At 64.8% G+C, this 21,020-nt stretch carries 21 protein-coding genes; 11 read left to right on the top strand and 10 right to left on the bottom strand.

Translation table 11 applies throughout. The features are described 5' to 3' along the window. Window positions 1-114: 114 nt before the first annotated feature. The gene (locus L1787_RS17660; protein WP_235710383.1) at window positions 115-789 is read right to left on the bottom strand and encodes a TetR/AcrR family transcriptional regulator; all 675 of its coding nucleotides are present in this window, start codon (window positions 787-789) and stop codon (window positions 115-117) included. 307 nt (window positions 790-1,096) lie between these two features. On the opposite strand from L1787_RS17660, the gene L1787_RS17655 reads away from it, so the two are divergent. From L1787_RS17655 to L1787_RS17635, 5 genes are all read left to right on the top strand, one after another. Further along, on the top strand, window positions 1,097-1,843 hold the full coding sequence (locus tag L1787_RS17655) for an SDR family oxidoreductase (protein ID WP_235710381.1): 747 nt from the start codon (window positions 1,097-1,099) through the stop codon (window positions 1,841-1,843). Between the two features lie 13 nt (window positions 1,844-1,856). Then, window positions 1,857-2,627, top strand: a complete 771-nt coding sequence (locus tag L1787_RS17650; RefSeq protein WP_235710379.1) for an SDR family NAD(P)-dependent oxidoreductase — start codon at window positions 1,857-1,859, stop codon at window positions 2,625-2,627. Window positions 2,628-2,724: 97 nt separating this feature from the next. Beyond that, window positions 2,725-3,690: a dihydrodipicolinate synthase family protein gene (locus tag L1787_RS17645; protein ID WP_235710377.1), complete on the top strand. Its 966-nt coding sequence runs from the start codon at window positions 2,725-2,727 to the stop codon at window positions 3,688-3,690. Window positions 3,691-3,757: 67 nt separating this feature from the next. Further along, a complete protein-coding gene (locus L1787_RS17640; protein ID WP_235710375.1) occupies window positions 3,758-4,951 on the top strand; it encodes a CaiB/BaiF CoA transferase family protein in 1,194 nt (397 codons plus the stop codon). Between the two features lie 7 nt (window positions 4,952-4,958). Continuing rightward, on the top strand, window positions 4,959-5,747 hold the full coding sequence (locus tag L1787_RS17635; protein WP_235710373.1) for an alpha/beta fold hydrolase: 789 nt from the start codon (window positions 4,959-4,961) through the stop codon (window positions 5,745-5,747). A gap of 53 nt (window positions 5,748-5,800) precedes the next feature. Here L1787_RS17635 and L1787_RS17630 read toward each other — a convergent pair whose 3' ends face one another. Then, entirely contained in the window at window positions 5,801-6,565 is a 765-nt protein-coding gene (locus L1787_RS17630; protein WP_235710371.1) for an SDR family oxidoreductase, read from the bottom strand. Between the two features lie 149 nt (window positions 6,566-6,714). Here L1787_RS17630 and L1787_RS17625 point away from each other — a divergent pair, with 149 nt between their 5' ends. The 5 genes from L1787_RS17625 (at window position 6,715) to L1787_RS17605 (ending at window position 11,631) form a co-directional block, all read left to right on the top strand. Further along, on the top strand, window positions 6,715-7,701 hold the full coding sequence (locus L1787_RS17625) for a TRAP transporter substrate-binding protein (protein WP_235710369.1): 987 nt from the start codon (window positions 6,715-6,717) through the stop codon (window positions 7,699-7,701). Between the two features lie 45 nt (window positions 7,702-7,746). Next, window positions 7,747-8,745, top strand: coding sequence for a TRAP transporter substrate-binding protein (locus tag L1787_RS17620; RefSeq protein ID WP_235710367.1), 999 nt, complete (start codon window positions 7,747-7,749; stop codon window positions 8,743-8,745). 76 nt (window positions 8,746-8,821) lie between these two features. Next, window positions 8,822-9,379 carry a TRAP transporter small permease gene (locus L1787_RS17615; RefSeq protein ID WP_235710365.1) on the top strand — a complete coding sequence of 186 codons (558 nt, stop codon included), beginning with the start codon at window positions 8,822-8,824 and terminating at the stop codon, window positions 9,377-9,379. After that, window positions 9,376-10,668, top strand: a complete 1,293-nt coding sequence (locus L1787_RS17610; RefSeq protein ID WP_235710363.1) for a TRAP transporter large permease — start codon at window positions 9,376-9,378, stop codon at window positions 10,666-10,668. Before L1787_RS17615 ends, L1787_RS17610 begins: the two co-directional genes overlap by 4 nt. A gap of 261 nt (window positions 10,669-10,929) precedes the next feature. Then, window positions 10,930-11,631 (top strand): DNA helicase, encoded by a 702-nt coding sequence (locus L1787_RS17605; RefSeq protein ID WP_235710361.1) that lies wholly within the window; start codon window positions 10,930-10,932, stop codon window positions 11,629-11,631. 31 nt (window positions 11,632-11,662) lie between these two features. Here L1787_RS17605 and L1787_RS17600 read toward each other — a convergent pair whose 3' ends face one another. From L1787_RS17600 to L1787_RS17565, 8 genes are all read right to left on the bottom strand, one after another. Then, entirely contained in the window at window positions 11,663-13,144 is a 1,482-nt protein-coding gene (locus tag L1787_RS17600) for an FAD-dependent oxidoreductase (protein ID WP_235710359.1), read from the bottom strand. 28 nt (window positions 13,145-13,172) lie between these two features. Beyond that, on the bottom strand, window positions 13,173-14,009 hold the full coding sequence (locus L1787_RS17595) for a shikimate dehydrogenase family protein (protein ID WP_235710349.1): 837 nt from the start codon (window positions 14,007-14,009) through the stop codon (window positions 13,173-13,175). Beyond that, complete coding sequence (locus L1787_RS17590) at window positions 14,002-14,448, bottom strand: type II 3-dehydroquinate dehydratase (RefSeq protein ID WP_235710348.1); 447 nt, start codon at window positions 14,446-14,448, stop codon at window positions 14,002-14,004. Before L1787_RS17590 ends, L1787_RS17595 begins: the two co-directional genes overlap by 8 nt. A gap of 12 nt (window positions 14,449-14,460) precedes the next feature. Next, window positions 14,461-15,243: an enoyl-CoA hydratase/isomerase family protein gene (locus L1787_RS17585; RefSeq protein WP_235710346.1), complete on the bottom strand. Its 783-nt coding sequence runs from the start codon at window positions 15,241-15,243 to the stop codon at window positions 14,461-14,463. Window positions 15,244-15,264: 21 nt separating this feature from the next. After that, the gene (locus L1787_RS17580; RefSeq protein WP_235710344.1) at window positions 15,265-16,839 is read right to left on the bottom strand and encodes an acyl CoA:acetate/3-ketoacid CoA transferase; all 1,575 of its coding nucleotides are present in this window, start codon (window positions 16,837-16,839) and stop codon (window positions 15,265-15,267) included. 12 nt (window positions 16,840-16,851) lie between these two features. Continuing rightward, window positions 16,852-17,313 carry a MaoC family dehydratase gene (locus tag L1787_RS17575; RefSeq protein ID WP_235710342.1) on the bottom strand — a complete coding sequence of 154 codons (462 nt, stop codon included), beginning with the start codon at window positions 17,311-17,313 and terminating at the stop codon, window positions 16,852-16,854. A gap of 1 nt (window position 17,314) precedes the next feature. Beyond that, entirely contained in the window at window positions 17,315-18,511 is a 1,197-nt protein-coding gene (locus L1787_RS17570) for a CaiB/BaiF CoA transferase family protein (protein WP_255720616.1), read from the bottom strand. A gap of 338 nt (window positions 18,512-18,849) precedes the next feature. Then, window positions 18,850-19,758, bottom strand: a complete 909-nt coding sequence (locus tag L1787_RS17565; RefSeq protein ID WP_235710338.1) for a LysR substrate-binding domain-containing protein — start codon at window positions 19,756-19,758, stop codon at window positions 18,850-18,852. Window positions 19,759-19,898: 140 nt separating this feature from the next. Here L1787_RS17565 and L1787_RS17560 point away from each other — a divergent pair, with 140 nt between their 5' ends. Then, complete coding sequence (locus L1787_RS17560) at window positions 19,899-20,945, top strand: ABC transporter substrate-binding protein (RefSeq protein ID WP_439648298.1); 1,047 nt, start codon at window positions 19,899-19,901, stop codon at window positions 20,943-20,945. The last annotated feature ends 75 nt before the right edge of the window (window positions 20,946-21,020 follow it).

Genomic DNA, 21,020 nt, shown 5'->3' with positions numbered 1-21,020 from the left:
CCTGATGATGGCGGCCACGTCAGCCTCGGCGCGGCATTCTTTAGGCTGGGTCGACACCCTTTCGGCCCGAAACAGCCGGTGCCAGGCCGACCGCCGATGCCACGCTGCGATGCGTCAGGGCTTGGCGGAGGTCGTGGTCTCCGCCTCGCGCAAAGGCGCCGCGGGCGGGTGGCCCTCCATCGCGTTGGGCTGATGACCGGGGACGCCATAGGCGTTCCCGATGATGCGAATGAACGCCATGTAGAGATGCTCGAGGCGATCGAACGCGCCGGCGTCCTGGGTGATCGAGCCGGCGCTGTCGATGATCGCGATCAGTTGGACGGCGATATCGTCGACGGGAGCGCGACGGTCGATCTCCCCGCGCTGCTGTGCGGCGAAGACCGAATCCGTGACCCATCGGTTCAAGGCTTCGGTGAAACGCCGCAACACCGCCTTGCTGCGATCCGTCAGTATTTCCGATTCGAGACGCGCGCGGGAAATCATACTCCACTGCCGGCCCTTCTCGTCCTCATTGAAGGAGGAGTACCGACGGAAGTTGAAATTCTTGGTCTCGATCGTCTTCTCACGAAAGGTGAGGCTGTCGTTGGTCCACACCTGCTCGAGCTGCGCCAAGGTGTCGTTGATGTAATCCTCGATCAGCTCGTCGACGAGGTTTTCCTTGGTCCCATAATGGTAGTGAATATTCGCACGCGTCGTCCCGAGTGTCTCTGCAATGTCACCGAAGCGCATGCCACGATAGCCATGGAGGATGAACAGCCTCGTTGCCACCTGCTTGATACTGTCTCGCATTTTACTTCACCGACAATCGCTGTGAGCAAACGTTGCTCGCAGATCTCCGCATCAACTCTGGCCGAATCGGCCGATTTCGCGGCTTCCGACGCCGCGTCCTCCCTTGCCACAAACGGGCGTCGGAATGCCAGCCGACAACAAGAGGCTGTATAGAGCCGCCGGCGGAACGAACCACCGGCATCCTTGCACATGCGACGCCAATGCGCTATCTGACTTGTCAGTCAGGGCCGAAAAATAAAAGAATCGGCCGACCGTCTTGGGATTGCGGAAACGCTGGCCCGGCCCGGCCGGTGCCGCGGGAGGATATATGCGGCTCGAAGGCAAAGTCTGCCTCATCACCGGAGGTGGCTCCGGTATCGGCCGCGCGACATGCGAGTTGTTCGCCCGTGAAGGCGCGCGTCTCGTCATCGTCGAGCGGAACGAAGCGGCGGCCAAGGAAACCGCGGCGCTTTGCGGTGGCGACACCACCATCATCGTCGCCGATCTCGGCAAGGAAGACGACATCGAGCGCGCGATCGCCACCACGCGGGAGCGCTTCGGCCGTATCGATATCCTCGTCAACAATGCCGGTTACGGCATCGCCGGCAGCGTCCTCGAAACCTCCCGCTCCGACTGGGAGGCGTTGATGAACGTCAACGTCACCGGCCTCTTTTTGATGTGCAAAGGCGCCATTCCGATCATGGTGAGCGGCGGCGTCATCGTCAACGTCGCCTCGGTCGTCGCGCAGGTGGGGATCGCCAATCGCGCGGCCTATTGCGCTTCGAAAGGCGCAGTCGCCTCGCTGACTCGCGCCATGGCGATCGACCATGTGGACGACAAGATCCGCGTGAACGCGGTCGCCCCCGGCACGATCCACTCCCCTTATTTCGACGAAATCCTCGAAAAGGCGCCGGACCCGGCAGGCACCCTCAAGGGCCTTCAGGACCGCCAGCTCATGAAGCGTCTCGGCACGCCCGAAGAGATCGCGAACGCCATCCTCTACCTCGCCGGCGATGAGTCCTCGTTCTGCACCGGAGCGATTTTGACCGTCGATGGCGGCATGACAGCCTACTGACGAGTCAATGAGCATGTATAATCTATCTGGGAAGACCGCTTTTGTGACGGGCGGCGGCGGCGGGATCGGCCGCGAGATCGCCCTCCAGCTCGCCGAGCATGGATGCGATATCGGTCTTTTCGATCTCAACGCCGACGGCGTCGCGTCCGTCGCCGGCGAAATCGAGGCGAAGGGCCGCAAGGCCGCTTATGCGATCGGCGACGTCGCCGATCGCGCCTCGGTCGACAAAGGCGTCGCCGCGTTGAAGGATGCGGTGGGCACCCCCGACATTTTGATCAACAATGCCGGGATCTTGCGGGTCGGGCTGTTCCTTGAACAGTCCTACAAGGACTTCAACGACCAGTTCCGCATCAACGTGGATGGAACTTTTCACGTCTCCCAAGCGGTGATTCCGTGGATGCTCGAGAAGGGCAACGGATCCGTCGTGAACATGGCCTCTTGGCTCGGGAAGCGTGGCATGGCCCATTATTCCGGCTATTGTGCATCGAAGTCCGCGGTGATCGGGATGACCCAGACCATGGCGCTCGAGTTCGCCAAGAGCGGCATCCGGGTCAATTGCGTCTGCCCCGGCACCATCACGGAGACGACGATGCGGACCGAGGCGGAGGCGATCCACAAGAAGATCGGCTTTCCGAGCGCGGAAGAGCGGGTCGTCAACATTCCGATCGGGCGCCTCGGCAAGCCGGATGATGTCGCGCGCGTCGTCTGCTTCCTCGCGTCCGACGAGGCCGACTATATGACCGGCCAGTCCATCAATATCACTGGTGGTCTCTGGCTGAACTGAGCCCTAACGGGATGGGGTGGTCCCGTCGAAGACAACGAAGAGCGAACGGCGGCCCCCCTCGCAACGTCCACCGTCGCTAGAGTGAAGGAAACGGAACATGGCTCGCTTCAAGGACTTTTCGCCCAAAGGCGTGATCCCCGCGACGCTCCTCGCCTTCAACGAGGATTATTCGATCGACGAAGCGCAATCGCGCAAGCACCTGCGTGACGTCGCGACGACGCGCGGTCTGTCCGCCGTGACCGTGAACGGCCACGCCTCGGAGGTGCACGCCTGCTCGTTCGACGAGCAGAAGCGCATTCTGGACTTCTCGCTCGACGAGGTCGGCGACGAGATCCCGCTGATCAACGGCGTCTTCGCCGACGGCAGCCATTATGCCGCCGAGATCGCGAAGATGGCCGAGCAGGCCGGCGCATCGTGCCTTCTCGTCTTCCCGCCCCAGTCTATGTCGATGGGCGGCCAGCTTCGGCCGGAAATGGCGGTCGCGCACTTCAAGATGATCGCCGACGCCACCGATCTGCCGATGATCCTCTTCCAATATCCGATGGGCTCGGGTCTCGGCTATCCGTTCGAGACGCTCCTCAAGCTCTTCGAGGAAGTGCCGAACATCAAGGCGATCAAAGACTGGAGCAATGACGGGCTCCTGCATGAGCGTCACACGCGCGTCTTCCAGGCCCTGCCCCGCCACGTGACCGTGCTTACCACGCACTCCGCCTGGCTGATGTCCTCGCTCACGATGGGCTGCGAAGGCCTTCTGTCGGGCGCCGGCAGCGTGATCCCCGACCTTCAGGTCGAGCTCTTCGAGGCGGTGCAGGCGAAGGATCTCGCCCGCGCTGAGGCCGTCAACGACCGGATCTATCCGCTCTCCCAGGCCTTCTATTCCCCGCCTTTCCTCGACATGCACAACCGCATGAAGGAATGCCTCGTGATGCTCGGCAAGCTCGACAAGGCCGTCGTGCGCCCGCCGCTCATGAAGCTGTCGGACGCCGAGCTCGCCCGCCTGCGCAGCGCGCTGACGGAAGCCGGCCTTCTCGGCCAGGGTGCTTTCGCCCACGCGGCCGAGTAAGACTGACGACGATGCCGCGGCGCCCGCGCCGCGGCATTCCATCGAGCCCCGAACGAACGAGCCGACGATGCTTGACCTTCTGGACGGCGTGCGCGTCGTCTCCTTCAATCACTTCCTTCTCGGTCCCGTCGCGATCCAGGCGCTCGGCGATCTCGGTGCCGACGTCATCGCCGTCGAGCCCAAAGGCGGGGCGTTCCAACGCTTCTTCGCCGGGGCCGGCACATGGGTCGATGATCAGAGCGCCCTCCTCCTCACCGGCAACCGGAACAAGCGCAGCATCGCGCTCGACCTCAAGACCGACGAAGGGCGCGCGGTCGCCCGCAAGCTCGTCGAGCAGGCCGACGTGGTGTGCGAGAATTTCCGCCCCGGCGTGATGGAAAAGCTCGGCCTCGGTTATGATGCGCTGAAGGAAGCCAATCCCGGCATCATCTACGCCTCGGCCTCCGGCTACGGCTCGGACGGGCCCTATGCGAAGCTCGCCGGACAGGATCTCCTCATCCAGGCGATGTCCGGCCTCGCCAAGATCACCGGTGAAGCCTCGACCGGCCCACGCTCGGTCGGCGTTTCGGTTGCCGACCATCATGGCGCGGCGCTCCTCGCGCTCGGCATCACCTCGGCGCTGGTGCGTCGCGGACGGACGGGCAAGGGCTGCAAGGTCGAAGTCAATCTCCTCTCCGCGGCGATCGACCTGCAGATGGAATCCTTCATCTGCTACCTCAACGCCAAGCAGAAGCACGACATCACCGCCCCGGCGCGCGTCGGCGGCTGGTATTATTCGGCGCCTTACGGCATGTATCCCGTCAAGGACGGGCACATGGCGATCTCGCTCGCCAAGATCGACGATCTCGCCCGCGCGCTCGACGCGCCGGAACTGCGCGAATTCAAGGACGAGGAGGCCTTCGAGAAGGGCTCCGGCATCGTCGAAATTCTCAACCGGGTCTTGCCTCAGAAAACGTACGACGAGTGGCACGTCTCGCTCGCCGAGAACGACATCTGGCACACCCGCGTCAACGACTATGACGACGTGGTCGCCGATCCCCAGGTGCAGCACAACGGCTCGTTCATGACCGTGAAGGGCGCGAGCGGATCCGACATCACCCTCGTCAACCATCCGGTGCGCTATGACGGGCAGACGGCCGAGGTTCGCCTTCCCCCGCAGCCCCTCGGCGCCCAGACGCGCGACATCCTCGGTGAAGCCGGCTATAGCGACGCCGATATCGACGCGCTGATCTCGTCCGGCGTCGCCGTCACGACGCCTTGACCCACCGATGAGCGAGCCGTTTTTCGTCACCGCCGCGGGGCGCCGTCTTCGGGCGGTCCTCCACGGCGAACAGGCCGCCGGCAGGCCGACCATCGTGTTCTTGCACGAAGGTCTCGGCAGCATCGGCCAATGGCACGATTTTCCCGCCCGCCTCGCCGAGAAGACGGGCCTCCCGGTGCTCGTCTATGAGCGCCATGGCTATGGCCAGTCCGAGCCGCTCGACGCCCCCCGCCCGATCGACTTCATCGAGCGGGAAGCCGACACCGCGCTGCCGGACGTCCTCGCCGCCTGCCACATCGACCGGCCGATCCTCTTCGGCCACAGCGACGGCGGGACGATCGCCCTCCTCTACGCCGCCGCCTTCCCGGACAAGCCCGTCGCGGTGATCACCGAAGCCGCGCACGTGATGGTCGAGGCGGAGACCAGCGGCTCGCTCAAGCAATTGCGCGCGAAATGGAGCGAGGACGAGCGGCTGCGCAGCGGTCTCGGCCGCTATCATGGCGATCAGACCGAGGCCATGTTCTATGGCTGGATCGATGCTTGGCTGCGCCCGCAGAACCAGGCGTGGCAAATGCTCGGCCGCCTGCCGTCGATCACCTGCCCCGTCCTCGCCGTTCAGGGCATGGACGACGAGCACGGCACCCCGGCCCAGGTCGACCATATCGTCGACGACACGGCCGGCCCCGCCGAGCGGTTCATGATCCCCGAATGCGGCCACGTCCCCCATCGCGAGGCGCCCGACGCCGTGCTCGACCGCGTCGCGGCGTTCATCGCCTCGGTGGGCGCCGAGGCCTGACCACGGGGGAACGGGAGCGAAGCGCGCAGCTTCGCCCCCATCCGGGACCGACGTCAGGCCATCGCCATCAGGCCGCCATCGACGGTCAAGGTCTGTCCCGTCAGATAGCTCGACGCGTTGGAGGCGAGGAACACCGCCGCCCCCGCGATCTCTTCCGGCTGCGCCCAACGTCCGAGCGCGGTGCGGGAGGAGACGAACGCATTGAAGTCGGCGTTCTCGGTGAGCGCGGTGTTCATTTCCGTCGCGAAGAAGCCGGGCGCGATCGCGTTGACGTTGATGCCGTGCGGGCCGAGCTCGGCGGCGAGCGTCTTGATGACGCCCATCACGCCCGCCTTAGCGGCGGCATATGGGTTCACGGTCGGCCGGCCCACCTGGCCCATGATCGAGCCGGTGAAGATCAGCCGGCCATGCTTGTTCGCCACCATCGGCCGTGCGGCCTCGCGCGCGAGCGTCATCACCGAGATCAGATTGATCTCCAGCACCTTCCGGATATCCTCCGTCGAGAGCTCCAAAAACGGGGTCCGATTTTGAATGCCGGCATTGGCGATGGCGATATCGAGGCGACCGTGCGTCTTCGCGATCTCGGCGACGGAGGCGACCATCGTCGGCTCGTCGGCGGCATCGAACGCGGCATATGACGCGCTGTAGCCCTTCGCGCGCAGCGATTCGACGTTCGCCTCCAGCGCATCGACGGAACGCGCGTTGAGGACGACATGCGCCCCTTGCGCGGCGAGCCCCTCGGCCATCGCGAGCCCCAGCCCGCGCGAGGCACCCGTTACAAGGGCAACCTGCCCGGTTAATTTAAACAAATCTGGCATTCGTTCCTCCCTGGGATGGACATGGCCGTCTTTTCGGCTAACTTGCCCTACAGACTGACATGCAAGTCAGCAACAAAGACCGCCCGGATATCGGGCGTTGACGAGGAACTTAACGTCGCTTCGAGCGACCCAAGGAAGGAGAACCTGACATGCGCAGGACGAATCCGATTCTTCTGACGACACTTTTCGGGCTCGCGCTCGCGGCCTCCCCGGCTGCCGCGGAAACGCTCCGCCTCGGGCACGATCAGCCGAAGGCGCACGGCTACCAGCAGGTCGGCGTCTATCTCGACGAGAAGCTCAAGGAAGCCACCAACGGCGAATGGGGTGTCGCGATCTTCCCGAGCGCGCAGCTCGGCAACGAAATGGCGATGCTCGACAGCGTCATGTCAGGCAATCTCGACATGTCGGTCGCCGCATCGGCGAACGCCTCGACCTTCATCCCGGAGCTCGGCCTTTTCTCGGTCAGCTATATCTTCGCCGACGCCGACCATTTCCGCCGCGTCCTGAAGGATCCGGAATTCAACGCGCTGGTCGACGAGGTCGTCGCCTCGCACGATCTCGGCCTGAAGCGCCTGTGCACGTTCACCGCCGGTGTCCGCAACGTCTACAACAACGACCATCCGGTCGCCTCGCTCGACGACCTCAAGGGCATGAAGATGCGCGTGATGGCCTCGCCGGTCGAGAGCCAGGTCTGGAACCAGCTCGGCACGCTGCCGGTTTCGATCCCCTTCGGTGACGTCTACACCGGGATGCAGACCGGCCTCGTCCAGGCCGCGGAGAACGCCGCCGCCGTCTACGGGTCCAACAAGCATTACGAAGTGGCGCCCTATTATTCGCTGACGGGGCACCAGTGGCTCGTCGCCTTCCTGTTCACGAACGAGGAGGAGTTCGCCAATCTTCCCGACAACGTGAAGCAGACGATCGAGGAAAATTGCGAAGGTCTGACGGACCATGTCGTCGACTACGTGATCGAAAGCGACGCTCAATTCCTGAAGGATCTTCAGGAGGAGTATGACGTCCAGGTGAATGAGGTCGATACCGCCCCGTTCGTCGAAGCGCTCTCCGAAACACAAGACGCCGTGGCCAAGCAGCTCGGCGCGGAAGGCCTGCTGGAGCGTGTTCGCGCGCTGCAATAAGCCGCCCGCGAGCAGCTGAAGCCGTATACAGAGTGGAGGAAACATATGAACACTAGATCGATTACACGCATGGGCGCGAGCGTGCTCCTCGCAGCGGGCATGTTCTCCGCTGCGACCGCCGCGCAGGCCGAGACGCTCCGTCTCGGCCACGACCAGGTCACGAAGCATACCTATCACGCGACGACGAACTTCTTCGCCGACAAGGTCAACGAACTGACCGACGGCGAGATCACGGTGAACGTCTTCCCGTCCGGGACGCTCGGCACCGAGACGTCGATGCTGCAAGAGGTCGTCGACGGCAATCTCGACATGTCCGTCTCCACGACGGCCAACGCCTCGAGCTTCGTGCCGGCCTTCGGCATCTTGTCGGTGAGCTACCTCTTCGAGGATGCCGATCACTTCCGCCGCGCGGTGGCCGACGACACGTTCAACAGCCTCATCGACGAGATGATCGCAAACGTTGACCCGGGTTTCATCCGCGTCGCGACGATCACCTCGGGTGCCCGCTCCATGTACAACTCGCAGGGGCCCGTCACCGGCCTCGACGATTTGAAGGGCAAGAAGATGCGCGTGATGGCCTCGCCGGTCGAATCCCAGGTTTGGGGCTCGCTCGGCACGCTTCCCGTCGCCATCCCCTTCGGTGACGTCTACACGGGCATGCAGACCGGCCTGATCGGCGCCGCCGAGAACTCGCCGGGTTCCTACATCCTGAACAAGCACAACGAAGTCGCGCCCTATTTCTCCCTGACCAACCACCAGTGGCCGATCTCCTTGATCATGATGAACAAGGAAAAGTTCGAGGCGCTGCCGCAGGAACAGCAGGACGCGATCCTCGAAGCCGGCCGTGAAGCGTCCGTCTTCGGCGTCGACAACGCCATCGAGAGCGACAATGCGCTCATCGAAGAAATGGCGGACTATGGCGTGAAGGTGAACGAGGTCGAAACGGCCCCGCTCGTCGAGGCGGTTGCGCCTTTGCAGGACGAGACCGCGAAGAATCTCGGGACTGAGGACATCCTCGCTCGCATCCGCGAACTGAAAAACTAGCATCGTGGAAAGGCCGGATCGGGAGACCGATCCGGCCCGCTCGATTTCCAACAGTCCGAGTCTTTGGGAGATCTCCATGTCCACCAGCAGCGACGGCGCCGAACAGAGGCCCGTATCGCCATGGTTTCACCGCTTCCAGGCGTTCAACTATGTGATTGAAAGGCTGTTCTCGCATCTTGCGGGCGCCTTTCTCGCCCTCTTCACCGTCGTTGTCTTCATCGACGTGATCTATCGGCAGGTGCTGCAAGCACCGATGATGTGGCCTTCCGAATGGTCCGTGATGAGCTTCGTGTGGTCCGTGATGCTCGGTGCGAGCGTGGCCGCCCGGCGTAACATTCACTTCGTGGTGGAGCTGATCCCAGAGACCCGCGGCATGCTCGACACGATCCTCAAGGTGATCGTCGGCTGCCTGTCCGTGCTGTTCGGGATCATCCTGTTCTATTTCGGGCTCGAAATGGCCATCAACGGGATGCGCCGCTTCACGCCGATGATGGGCTACCCGATGGTCTACGTCTTCTCGGCTTTCCCCGTCGCCGGCGCCGCCATCACCCTCTTCACCCTCGAACGGCTGATCGGCGCCATCGTCTATCACGCCTACACCGAAGACCATGACGCGAGCGGAGGCGTCTCGTGAACCCGATTGCGATCCTCTTCATAACCTTCTTCGTGATGATCGCGATCCGTGTTCCGGTCGCCTATTCACTCGGACTGGCCTCACTCTTCGTGATCTTCCTCGAAGGACTGAAGCCCTCCCTGGTCGTCCAGCAGATGTTCCAGGGCCTCAACTCCTTCACGCTTCTCGCGGTCCCCTTCTTCCTGCTCGCCGGTCAGCTCCTCAATACGGGCATGATCACCGAGCGGCTGATGCGGCTCTCCCAGGTGCTCGTCGGTCATATTCGCGGCGGCGTCGCCCACATCAACGTCGTCGTGTCGATGATCTTCGCCGGCATGTCCGGTTCCTCGACCGCCGACACGGCGGGCGTCGGCTCGGTCATCATCCCGTCGATGATCCGCAACGGGTTCGACCGCAACTTCACGGCGGCGCTGACCGCGGCGTCCTCCACGATGGGCTCCATCATTCCGCCGTCGATCATGATGGTGGTCTATGGCGCGCAAGGCGGCGTCTCGATCGGCGGGCTCTTCCTCGCCGGCGCGATCCCCGGCATCCTCATCGGCCTGTCGCAGATGGTCTACGTCTACATCTACGCGCTGCGCCACGATGTGCCGGCAGAGCCGTTCCCGACGTTGAAGGAGGCCCTCGGCGCCATTCGTGGTGGCTTCTTCCCGCTCCTCGTTCCGGTGATCATCATCGGCGGCGTGATGACGGGTAAGTTCACCGCGACGGAATCGGGCATGGTCGCCACCGTCTATGTGATGGTGCTGATGTACCTCATCTACCGCTCGGCCAAGTTCCGGAACCTGCCGCACATCCTCTCGGAAGCGGCGGTCCTCTACTCCCAGCCGCTGCTCGCGGTGGCGACGGCGACGGTGTTCGGTTGGCTCCTCGCCTACTATCAGGCGCCGCAAGCGATCGCCGGCCTCGTCGGCGGGCTGACGGACAGCGTGACGATGACCCTGATCGGCATCATGATCCTGTTCCTGATCCTCGGAACGTTCATGGACGCCATTCCGGCGATCATCATCTTCCTGCCGATCGTGTCCGAGCTCGTGGAGCAATCCGGGGCGAACGGGATCCACGCCGGTATCGTCGTCATCATGACGCTGGCGCTCGGGCTGTGCACTCCACCATACGGGCTCTGTCTCCTCCTCTCCTGTTCGATCGCGAAGATACCCGTGATCAAGGCGATGCCGCAGATGTTCGTGTTCTACTCGTTCTTCATCGCGGTGATCCTCTTGATCGTCTTCGTGCCGTCGATCGCGCTGTTCCTGCCGCGCCTGGTGATGCCTCAGTTCGTCAACTGAGCCGGCACGACAACACCCCTCGGGGCGGGCGCCTGCCCGCCCCGAGCCGACCGCTCCGGCGGTCTTTTTTTTGTCCCGATCCCGCGCTTGCTCCGGCGAGGCGGCTGCACTATCCCTCGCGGAACAGGCTCGGCCCGCGCCTCCCCCCTCCCAAGCGGGGAAGTATCCGCACATACGGGGCAAGGACGATCATCGGACCATCCGTTCGAGCGCTCGCATGAGGGAGGGATTGCGAACACGGCTCGCAAGGAAGGTTCGCAGATGCGGTTGTCCGCTCCGATCTACCAATTGAAGCGACGCGCCAAAGCGCTCGCCCGCCAGGCCGGGATCCCGCTCCACGCCGCGCAGGATCGCCTCGCCCACGATGAAGGCTTCGCCACCTGGAGCCTCCTCGCAGCCCGCCATACGCCAGCGATCAACGCCGCTTCCCTGCTCCCGGCGCTCCGGGAGGGCGAGATGATCCTCGTCGGCGCGCGGCCCGGCCACGGCAAGACCCTCTTCGGCATCGAACTGCTCGTCGAGGCGGCCCGGGCCGGGCGGCGTGCGGTGTTCTTCACCCTCGAATATAGCGAGCGGGAGGCGCTGAGGCGGGTCGGCACGCTGGGCGGCGAGGAGGCCCGGCTCGAGATCGTGGCTTCGGATGCGATCAGCGCCGATTTCATCGTCCGTCATCTCGACGGTGCGCCGCGCGGCACGGTCGCCGTCATCGATTATCTGCAGATTTTGGATCAGCAGCGAAGCAAGCCGGTGCTCGCCGAACAAATGCGCGCCCTCAAGGCCTTCGCGGCACGCTCGGGCGTCATTTTCGGCTTCATCTCGCAGATCGATCGATCCTTCGATCCGCGAGAGACTGCGCTACCAGGCGTCGCCGATGTGCGTCTGCCGAACCCGGTGCCGGACGGCCTCTTCACCAAGGCCTATTTCCTGCACGGCGGCATGAGCCGGCTTCACGATCTCGCCTGATCGTCCCGCCCTCGTCGGGCCGGCTTTCCGATCAGCCGATCGAACGCGCCGCGTTGGCGCCGGCGATCCGGCCGGAGGTGAAGGCCCAGCCGAGATGATGGCCGTGCCCGTCGAGGATGAGCCCGCCCTGCCCGGCCGAGCCGGCCGCAAAAAGCCCGTCGATCGGCGCATCGTCGGCGCCGAGGACTTGGAGGTCGGTGTTCACCGCAAGCCCGCCTTCGGTCATGAGGATGAAACTGCGCGCCGGGCCGAGGATCGTGTAGGGCCCGCCCGACAGCGCCGGACGCTCGCCGCGCGCATCGGCGTCCGCGTTGTAGGCGGCGACCGTGTGGGCAAGGCCCGCCGGATCGACCCCGGCCTTCCCCGCCACCGCCTCCAGCGTATCGCCCTCGAAGGTGATGTCGCGTCGGTTGCGGCGATAATCGGCGAGATAGGCGTAGGCGACGCCGGGTGCGGTCGAAATGAAGTTCGGCCAGACCTCGAACCGCTCGGCGATCGCCTTGTCGAGGAGGATGAACGCCTCGCGCCCCGTCTGCTGCGGGATCGCGTCTTGCGGCCCGTCGCGTTCGTCGCAAAAGCGCGCGCCGTCACGGTTCACCAGGATCGCGCCCTGCGAAAAGAGCGTGTGGGAGGGCGCGAGATAGGTCGTCACGAAGCTCATGAGAAACGGGCGCAAGAGCCTGTCCGGCATCGCCTTGAAGGAGGCTTTGACGAGCTTCGCGAAGGGTCGGCTCGGCGGGATCTTGGCGATCAGCTTCGGCTTCGGCGGCGCGACGAAGCGGATCTCGGGACCCCACACGATGTCCCCGTTGACGATATGACCGCCGGCCGCCTCGCCGATGCGCTGGCCGTCACCCGTCGACAGCGGATTGACGCCCTCGATCTCGGCCGCTTGGGCCGCACCGAGCTTGCGTTTGATGTCGGGCGAGGAGCTGTAGTCGCCGCTCGCGAGGATCACGGCGCTCGCCTTGATCTCGACCGGGCCGCTCCGCGCCGTGGCCCTGAGGCCGGTCACGTGGCCGCCCTCCATCAGGACCTCATCGGCGCTCGTCTCCGTCATCACGGTGACGCCGAGCCGGCGCGCCTCACGCAGAAGCTGGCTGATATAGGCGCGGGAGTGCGGGACGATGTTGTGCATCCGCGGGACGCGATGGGGCGGCTCGGGCATCGGGCCGATGAACTCGATCCCGAGATCGGCGAGAAAGTGCACCGTCTCGCCGGCATTCTCCACATAGAAGCGGCGCAGAGTGAGATTGTCCCGCTCGGCGCGCGGACCGGCGAAAAGGGCCATGTCCTCGAAATGGGCGTCGGTCGTGTCGTCGACGCCCGCCGCCTTCTGCCAGCGCGTGCCCGAGGCGGTGATCGAACCGACCGAACGGCCCGTCGTCCCGCCGGGCGTCGCCCCCTTTTCGAGGAGCACGACGCGCGCTCCGGCGCGCCCGGCACCGATCGCGGCGGCAAGGCCCGCCCCGCCGGCCCCGACCACACACACGTCCGTCTCGATCGGCGCCATGAGCGTCTCCTAAAGGTCGTGTCGGCGTTCAGCCCGCGGGCTTGCCGAGAAAGAAGTCGATGAACGCCTCGACCTGGCCGATCAGCATGGCCGGCCCCTGCTGCGTCGTGCATCCCTTCGCGGCGGCGGCCGTCAGAAGCGGCGACATCGCGGGCTTGGTGATCACGTCGACGACGAGCGTGCCCGGCGTCAGGCGATCGGGATCGACCGGGAGAGGGTCGCCTTCGCGCATACCGAGCGGCGTCGCATTGGCGACGACCACGAAGCCCGACGGATCGGGCGGGCCGGTCTCGAGCGCCAGCGCGGGATGGGCGCGGGCAAGGTCGCCAGCGACCCGCGCCAGGCGGCTTTCGTCGAGGTCGGCGAGGCGAAGGCGGCTCACCCCGGCATCGGCGAAGGCATGCGCGATGGCACTGCCCGCCCCACCGCAGCCGACGAGAAGCGCGGACTTGCCGGCGATCGAGTGACCGGCATCGGTGAGGCCGCGCACGCAACCCTCACCGTCGAAATTGTCGCCCGTCCAGGTGCCGTCCGCTTCGGGGCGGATGACGTTGACGGCGCCGATCGCCTGCGCGCGCGGGGTGATGGTGTCGACCACGTCCATCGCCGTCTGTTTGTGCGGGATGGTGAGGACGATGCCGTCGAGATTTTCGAGCGGACGAAGACCGGCGAGAAACGCCTTCAACCCTTCGGGCCGCACATGGGCGGGAAAGAGGACCGCCGGAACGCCACGCCGGCGGAAGGAGGCGTTGACGAGACCCGGTGAGCCGACCTGTGCGATCGGATCGCCGATGATCATGTAAAGCCGCGTTTCCCCTGTCAGAGGCAGGGGAAGACCGAGCGGGGCGGTGCCGGTCTCAGCCATCCGTGTTGCGACGTTTGCGCGCGACGCCGACCGCAGCGTCGAAGGCGTGGAAGTAGGTCTCGATGCCGAGACCCAGGAACACGGCGACGGCCGCCGATGCGGTGACGGAATGGATGCCGCGCGCATAGTGGTTCGTCATGTGCAGCTCGACCACGGGGACCGTGACGCCGACCATGCAATCTCTCAGCGCATAGCCCGCATAAGAGAAGCCGCCGGGATTGAGGACGACGGCGTCGACCCCGTCCCGCTCGGCCGCCTGAAGCGTGTCGATCGCCTCACCTTCAATGTTGTGATAGCGGATCTCGATCTCGACATTTTGGGCCTGCGCGTGGGCGCGCAGGCGTTCATCGAGTTCGTCGGCGGTCGTGGTGCCGTATTTCTCCGGCTCGCGCTTGCCGAGCCAGTTCATGTTGGCGCCCTGGAGGACCAGAATTTTCATCTCGCTCGCGCCTCAGCTATGGGTGAAGCGCGGCGTGTCCTTCGCCAGGAAGGCCCGGACCCCCTCGCGGCTGTCGGCCGTGCGGAACACCTTGTCGCTCAGCTTGAGCGCGCCTTCGATCGCCTCGTCCTCGGTCATGTCGAACGACATGTCGATCGCCGCCTTGCAGCATTGAAGGGCGGGGTTCGACCGGCTCGCGATCTCACGGGCCAGAAGTTCCGCCTCGGCGATCACACGGTCCTTCGGGACGACGCGGTTGACGAGGCCCCAGGCGAGCGCCGTCGTCGCGTTGATGGGCTCGCCGATGAACATCATCTCCTTCGCACGGCCCTCGCCGATCCGGCGCGTCACGCGCACCGGCCCGCCGCTGCCCGGAAACCAGCCAAGCTTGATCTCGGGGAGCGAGAGGCGCACGTCCTCGTCGACGACCAGAAGATCGCAGCAGACCGCGAGTTCGAGGCCACCGCCCATCGCGAGCCCCTTGATCGCGCAGATCGTGGGCTTCGGAAAGTCGTCGACCTTGCTGTAGACGCGGTTTTCGCGGATCAGCTTCCGTTCGAGAATGACGCCCGGATCCTGCATGTCCGGGAACTCCTTGATATCGGAGCCGGCGCAGAAGCCGCGATCGCCGGCACCGGTCAAGATCATCACATGGACGTCCGGATCGGCGGCGAGACGGTCGAGCGTCTCTTCGAGCATCGCCGTCATCGGCAGGGTGACGATGTTGAGCGGCGGGTTGTTCAGTGTAACAGTCGCAATGCCGTCTTTGACATCGACCAGAACTGGATCACTCATCCTCTTATTCCTTTCGGGATGTCAGGCGGCGGGACGGGAACGGGCGCGGAAATGCGTCGCAAGGTTCATCGGCTCTTCGCGGAAGATCGCTTCGTCCATCGTCTTCAGATTGTCGGAGACGATGACGTCGAAGCCGATGCGGTCGAGAACGTCCTTCTGGAGGTCGATCCCGGGCGCAATTTCTTGCACCTCGAGCCCTCCCGGGGTCATCCGGAAGACGGCGCGGTCGGTGATGTAGAGGATCTCCTGACCCTGCTCCAAGCCGAAGCGGCCGTTGAACGTGATCTGCCCGACATTCGGGAGCCACTTCTGGACAGCCCCGTCCTTGCGGATCGTCAGCGAACCGTCGCCCGGAACGATGTCGAGACCGCCCGCCGTCAGGGTGCCGGAGAAGATCACCTTCTTCGCGCCCTGCGCGATATTGATGAACCCGCCGGGCCCGTTGATCGACTTCGCGTACCGGCTGACATTGACGTTGCCGTTCGCATCCACCTCCGCGAAGGAGAGGAAAGCGAGATCGAGTCCGCCGCCGTCATAGAAGTCGAACTGGAGCGGCTGGTCGGCCATCATGTCGTAATTGACGCCCGCGCCGGCATCTTTGCCGACGGCCGGCACGCCACCGATGATGCCCTGCTCCACGGTGAGGGTGAGCTCGCGATAAAAGCCCTCCTCCGCCGCGACGGCAGAGATACCGTTCGACACGCCGAAGCCGAGATTGACGACTGCGCCGGGGAAGAGCTCCATCGCCCCGCGCCGCGCGATCACCTTGCGCACGTCGAAGGGGATCGGCTTGATGCTCTTGTCGGGCACGCGGATCTCGCCGGCATAGGCGGCGCTGTAGCCGGTGAGATAGGTCTGCCGCTGCTCCGGCTCGACGACGACATAGTCGACCACGGCGCCCGGCACCTTGACGTGCCGGCCGTGGAGATTGCCGGCGGTGGCGACCTGCTTCACCTGCGCGATGGTGATTCCGCCATGAAGATGCGCGGCGGCGGCCATCGAGAAGTTCTCGCCGTAGAACGCCTCCTCCTCCATGGAGATGTTGCCGTTCTCGTCCGCCGTCGTCCCGCGGATGATCGATACGTTCACCGGGAAGCTCTTGTAGAGAAGGAACTCCTCGCCGTTGATCGTGATGAGATCGATCAGATCCTCCTTGGCCGAGGGCGATTGCCGCCCGCCGGACTGGCGCGGATCCATGAAGGTGTGGAGGCCGGTGCGCGTCAGAAGGCCGGGACGGCCGGCCGCCATGTCGCGGCAGAGCATCGAGAGGACACCCTGGGGCAGCGTGTAGGCCTCGATCTCGTCGGCGAAGGCGAGCGCGGCGAAGCGCGGGCAGTTGTTGAAGCCGCCGGAAATCACACGCTTCGCGAGCCCCGGCTCGGCGAGGATGTTGAACCCGGTCTCCTGCCAGTCGCCGAGCGAGACGACGCTGACGAGCGTCAGCCCCTTCGGATCCCCGGTCGACTTATACCGCGCCGCGAGTGCTTCGATGATGGCTTCCGGCACGGCGTGACCGCCGCCGGAGCCACCAAAAAGCACAGTGTCGCCCGTCGCCACGAGGTTTGCGGCCTCCGCAGCGTCGATAAACTTGACCATGATGGAATTCCGTTACTCGGCAGCGCGCAGGTCGCTGCTGTTCGGGACCCACTTCAGAATGTGGTTCGCGACGGCGACGGTCTCGCCGCGCTGGTTCGTGATCTTGATCTCCGAGTTCGAGCGACGCTTCACGTCGTCGATTCCGATGATCGTGTAGGTCACGGTGATCGTGTCGCCGAGGAAGACGGGGCCGATGAAGCGGACCCGGTCATAGCCGAGCGAGACCGGCGTTTCGTCGGCCGGAACGCCGCCGCCGCACTTCTCGACCATCAGCGTCGACGCGGTCGACATGAAGCCGACCATCAGCGCGCCGTGCGCGATGCGGCCGCCATAGGCGGTCTTCTTCATGAAGTGTTCGTTGACGTGGTTCCACGACAGGTCGCCGGTGATGCCGGCATACATGTACACGTCGCTCTCGCCGACGGTCTTCGTCACGGAGACGGTGTCGCCGATCTTCACGTAGAAATTGGACATTTTACTCCCCAGCCATTTCTGTCTTCACGGCCGGCTCATGGATGACACCGGCGTCGAACAACGAGTTGATCTCGGACGAACCGAAACCAAAATTTTCAAGAATTTCGCGCGTGTTCGCCCCTTGCTCCAGCGCGAATGGGCGATGGTCGGGGACCTTGCCGTCATAGCGGAGGGGATGGTTGAGGAGGCGAATCGTGTCGTCGTGGACGGGCACCTCGCGGAACACTTCCATGTGCTGCACCTGCGGGTTCTCGACGAGATCGTCGAAATCGTCGACGCGCGCGTACCACATATCCGCCGCATCGAAGCGGGCCGACAGATCGGCGATCGTGCGGTGCTTCAGCTCCTCGGCGAGGGTTTTCGCGTAGGCATCGCGATTGTCGTAGGCGCTCTTGCCGATGAAGGCGGCGATCGCCTCGCTTTCCAAGACCCGCGACAGCTTCTCGGGCGGATTGAGCGACACGGCGATGAACCCGTCCGCGGCCTTGTAGACACCATAGGGCGCCTCGTGGAACCAGGTGGCGAGGTGCGGGTCGCGCTTGAGAATGTCGCGCCCACGCTTCGAGGCATAATAGGTGACGAGGGATTCCATCTGAAGGTCGATCCCCGCGCCGAGGAGCGTCGACTCGACCCGCGTGCCCTCACCCGTCGTGAGCCATTTCACGTACGCGCCGAGGACGCCGAGCGCCATCAGCGCCGCGCCGTGCTGATCGGCAGCGGCGCAGCCGACGGCGACCGGCGATTCGCCGCCGCCATTGGCCGCGATGAGGCCGGACATCGCCTGGATGACGAGATCCTGGCCGGGCTTCTTGACGAGCGGCCCCGTGCGGCCGAACCCCGAGGCGGAGGCGTAAATGATGTCGGGTTTGCGCTCGCGCACGGCGTCGTAGCCGAGGCCGAGCCGATCGAGCGTGCCGGGCCGGAAATTCTCCGTCACCGCGTGGCTCTGCTCGATAAGACGCATGACGAGCTCGCGCGCCTCGGGCTTCTTGAGGTCGATCGCGATCGATTTCGCACCGCGATTGGCGGACAGATAAAAGGCCGACACGCCCGCGACCTTGGCGCGATCGGCGCCCGCCCAATGGCGTTCATACGCCCCGTGCGGCGGCTCAATCTTGATGATCTCAGCGCCCATGTCCGCCAGATACTGCATGGCGGCTGGTCCCTGAAGAAAGTGGCAAAAGCTCACGACCTTCATGCCTTGGAGAAGCAAGGATCCGTCCCCTTTCGTCGACCGGGCGTGGCCGGCGTTTCGTCCCATCTTCAGCGTCGGAGCGTCTCTCGGCTCCGATCACCAGCTCGTCTTACACGTGCATTATGCGTGTCGCCGCGTCCATGTCAGATCGAAAAAGATCGGCTCATGGGCGTTCGGAGTCTTGCCCCTACTTACATATCAGTAAGCGTGGTTCGCCAACCATTGTCAATGGGCGTGCGAGGGCGCATCGAGGCGTGCGTTCAGACGAGATGGTGCCGGTGGGAACGCCCCCGCGCATGCGCCGAGATCGAGCCGCCCCAGGGCGCCGCGGCCGTGCCGCTTCAAACCGTCACGGCATCCAACGCATCGAGCGCTTCGAGGATCTTTTCGAGCGCTTCCTCGCCGACCCGCGGCAGGCGCACATCGGACCGGCTGATCAGCCAGACCTTCATGCGGATGGGATCCGCGAGCGGGCGGTGGACGACGTCGGGATCGTAGGGGCCGGCCTGCATCAGGCTCGGCAGCAACGCGACGCCATAGCCCTCGGCGACGAGGGCATTCGCCGCCTCGGCCATCTGCACCTCCGCAACGGGTCGTAGCGGCACCCCGTCCCGCTCGAAGGCGGCGGCGGTCGCCCCATAAGACAGGTCATCCCGCCCGAGCGAAATGATGCGCTCGTTGCGCAGGTCGGCGAGCGCGATCGACTTCTCGCCCGCGAGACGATGATCACTCGGCAGCGCGCAGATGAACGAGATCTCCCGCACCGCCACGGAGTTGAGCGCCGCGCTCGGCGCCGGCAGAAGCGACAGGCCGAAATCGGCCATACGCGACAAGATCACGTCCTCCACCGAAACCGACGTCCGCGTCAGGAGCGTGATGCGGACATCGTGGCGGTCCGCAAAGAGCCTCGCGAGGACGCGCGGCACGAGCTGCATCGCGATCGCGGGAAACGCGACGACGGAAATCTCCCCCCGCTCGCGGTCGCGAATGGCGCGGGCGGCCCGTTGGACCCGAACGAGCCCGGTCTCGAGCGTCGCCGTCTCGGTGAAGAGCTGGCGCGCCTCCCGCGTCGGCGTCAGCCGGCCAGGCCGCCGCTCGAACAGGGGAAAGCCGCACGATTCCTCGAACGCCTTCAACAGCCGCGTCACCGCGGGCTGACTGACATAGAGCGTCGCGGCGGCGCCCGTCACCGAGCCGACCTTCATCACCGCGTTGAAGGCTTCGATCTGCCGAATGTTCGCCCGCGCCATGACCGCACCAACCCGATTAGAGTCGCTCCAGCCTATAACTCAATGTTATGCCAATGCCACAACTTCTGATTTGAAAGCTATGGCCGATGCTCATTTCATTCGCCTGCCCATTTTGAAGACAAAATGAGATGGAGGGGCTCTTGAACAAACTTCTCACGACCGTTGCAGCCGGCGTCCTCGTCGGCATCCCCGCGGCCGGATTGTCCGTCGCCGCCCAAGCTCAGGAAACCTTGACCGTCGGCAGTTATGGTGGCTCGTTCGAGACCCTGATGAAGGAGCTCGTCATTCCCGAATTCGAGAAGTCGCACAACGTGACGATCGAATTCGTGCCCGGCAACTCCACCGAGAACCTCGCCCGTCTCGTCGCCCAGCGCGGCAATCAGGAGCTCGACGTCGTCATCCTCGACGATGGGCCGATGTATCAGGCCGACGCGCTCGGCTTCTGCGCCCCGATCGCCGACGACGTGATCAACGCAGACATCTACGACAACGCCAAATTCTCCGACAACGCGGTCGGCCTCGGCTATGTCGCGACGGGCTTCACCTACAACACCGAGTGGTTCGAGCGCGAGGGTTGGGAGCCGCCCTCCTCGTGGATGGACCTTGCGGATCCGAAGTTCGAGGGCCTTCTCGTGGTGCCCCCGATCTCGAACACCTACGGCCTTCACACGCTCGTCATGATGGCCCGTCTCAACGGCGGCAGCGAAGAGGATATCGATCCGGGCTTCGAGGTCATGGCCGACAAGGTCGCCCCGAACGTCCTCGTGTTCGAGCCCTCCTCAGGCCGGATGTCCGAGCTCTTCCAATCCCAGGAGATCGCCCTGTCGATCTGGGGCTCGGGCCGCACCAAGAGCCTCGCCGATACCGGCTTCCCCGCCGCCTTCGCCTATCCGAAGGAAGGCGCCGTCGCGCTGATGCTCGCCGCCTGTCCGGTCGTCGAGAGCAACGCGCCGGACGAGGCGCAGGCGTTCGTGTCCTATATGCTCACCCCCGAGATCCAGGAGCGCATCGCCGACGCGATGGGCGTCGGTCCGGTGAACGCGAAGGCCGAGATCTCCGAGGATCTCGCCGCGATCGTTCCCTATGGCCCGGACGAGGTCGCCGCGCTGGTCTCCGTCGATTGGGACGTGATCAACCCCAAGCGCGAAGAGTGGACCCAGCGCTGGGCGCGTGAGGTGGAGCGGTAAGCCGCTCCCGACCCTTCGTCAGTGCGGGCGGCCGGTGCGTTCTCGCCGGCCGCCCTTCCCGCGGTTGCGGCCGCC

It is taken from the genome of Acuticoccus kalidii, from assembly GCF_021556395.1.
Classification (GTDB): domain Bacteria; phylum Pseudomonadota; class Alphaproteobacteria; order Rhizobiales; family Amorphaceae; genus Acuticoccus; species Acuticoccus kalidii.
Note: the sequence above shows the minus strand (reverse complement) of the source record. Positions and strands in the feature narration are given on the sequence as shown.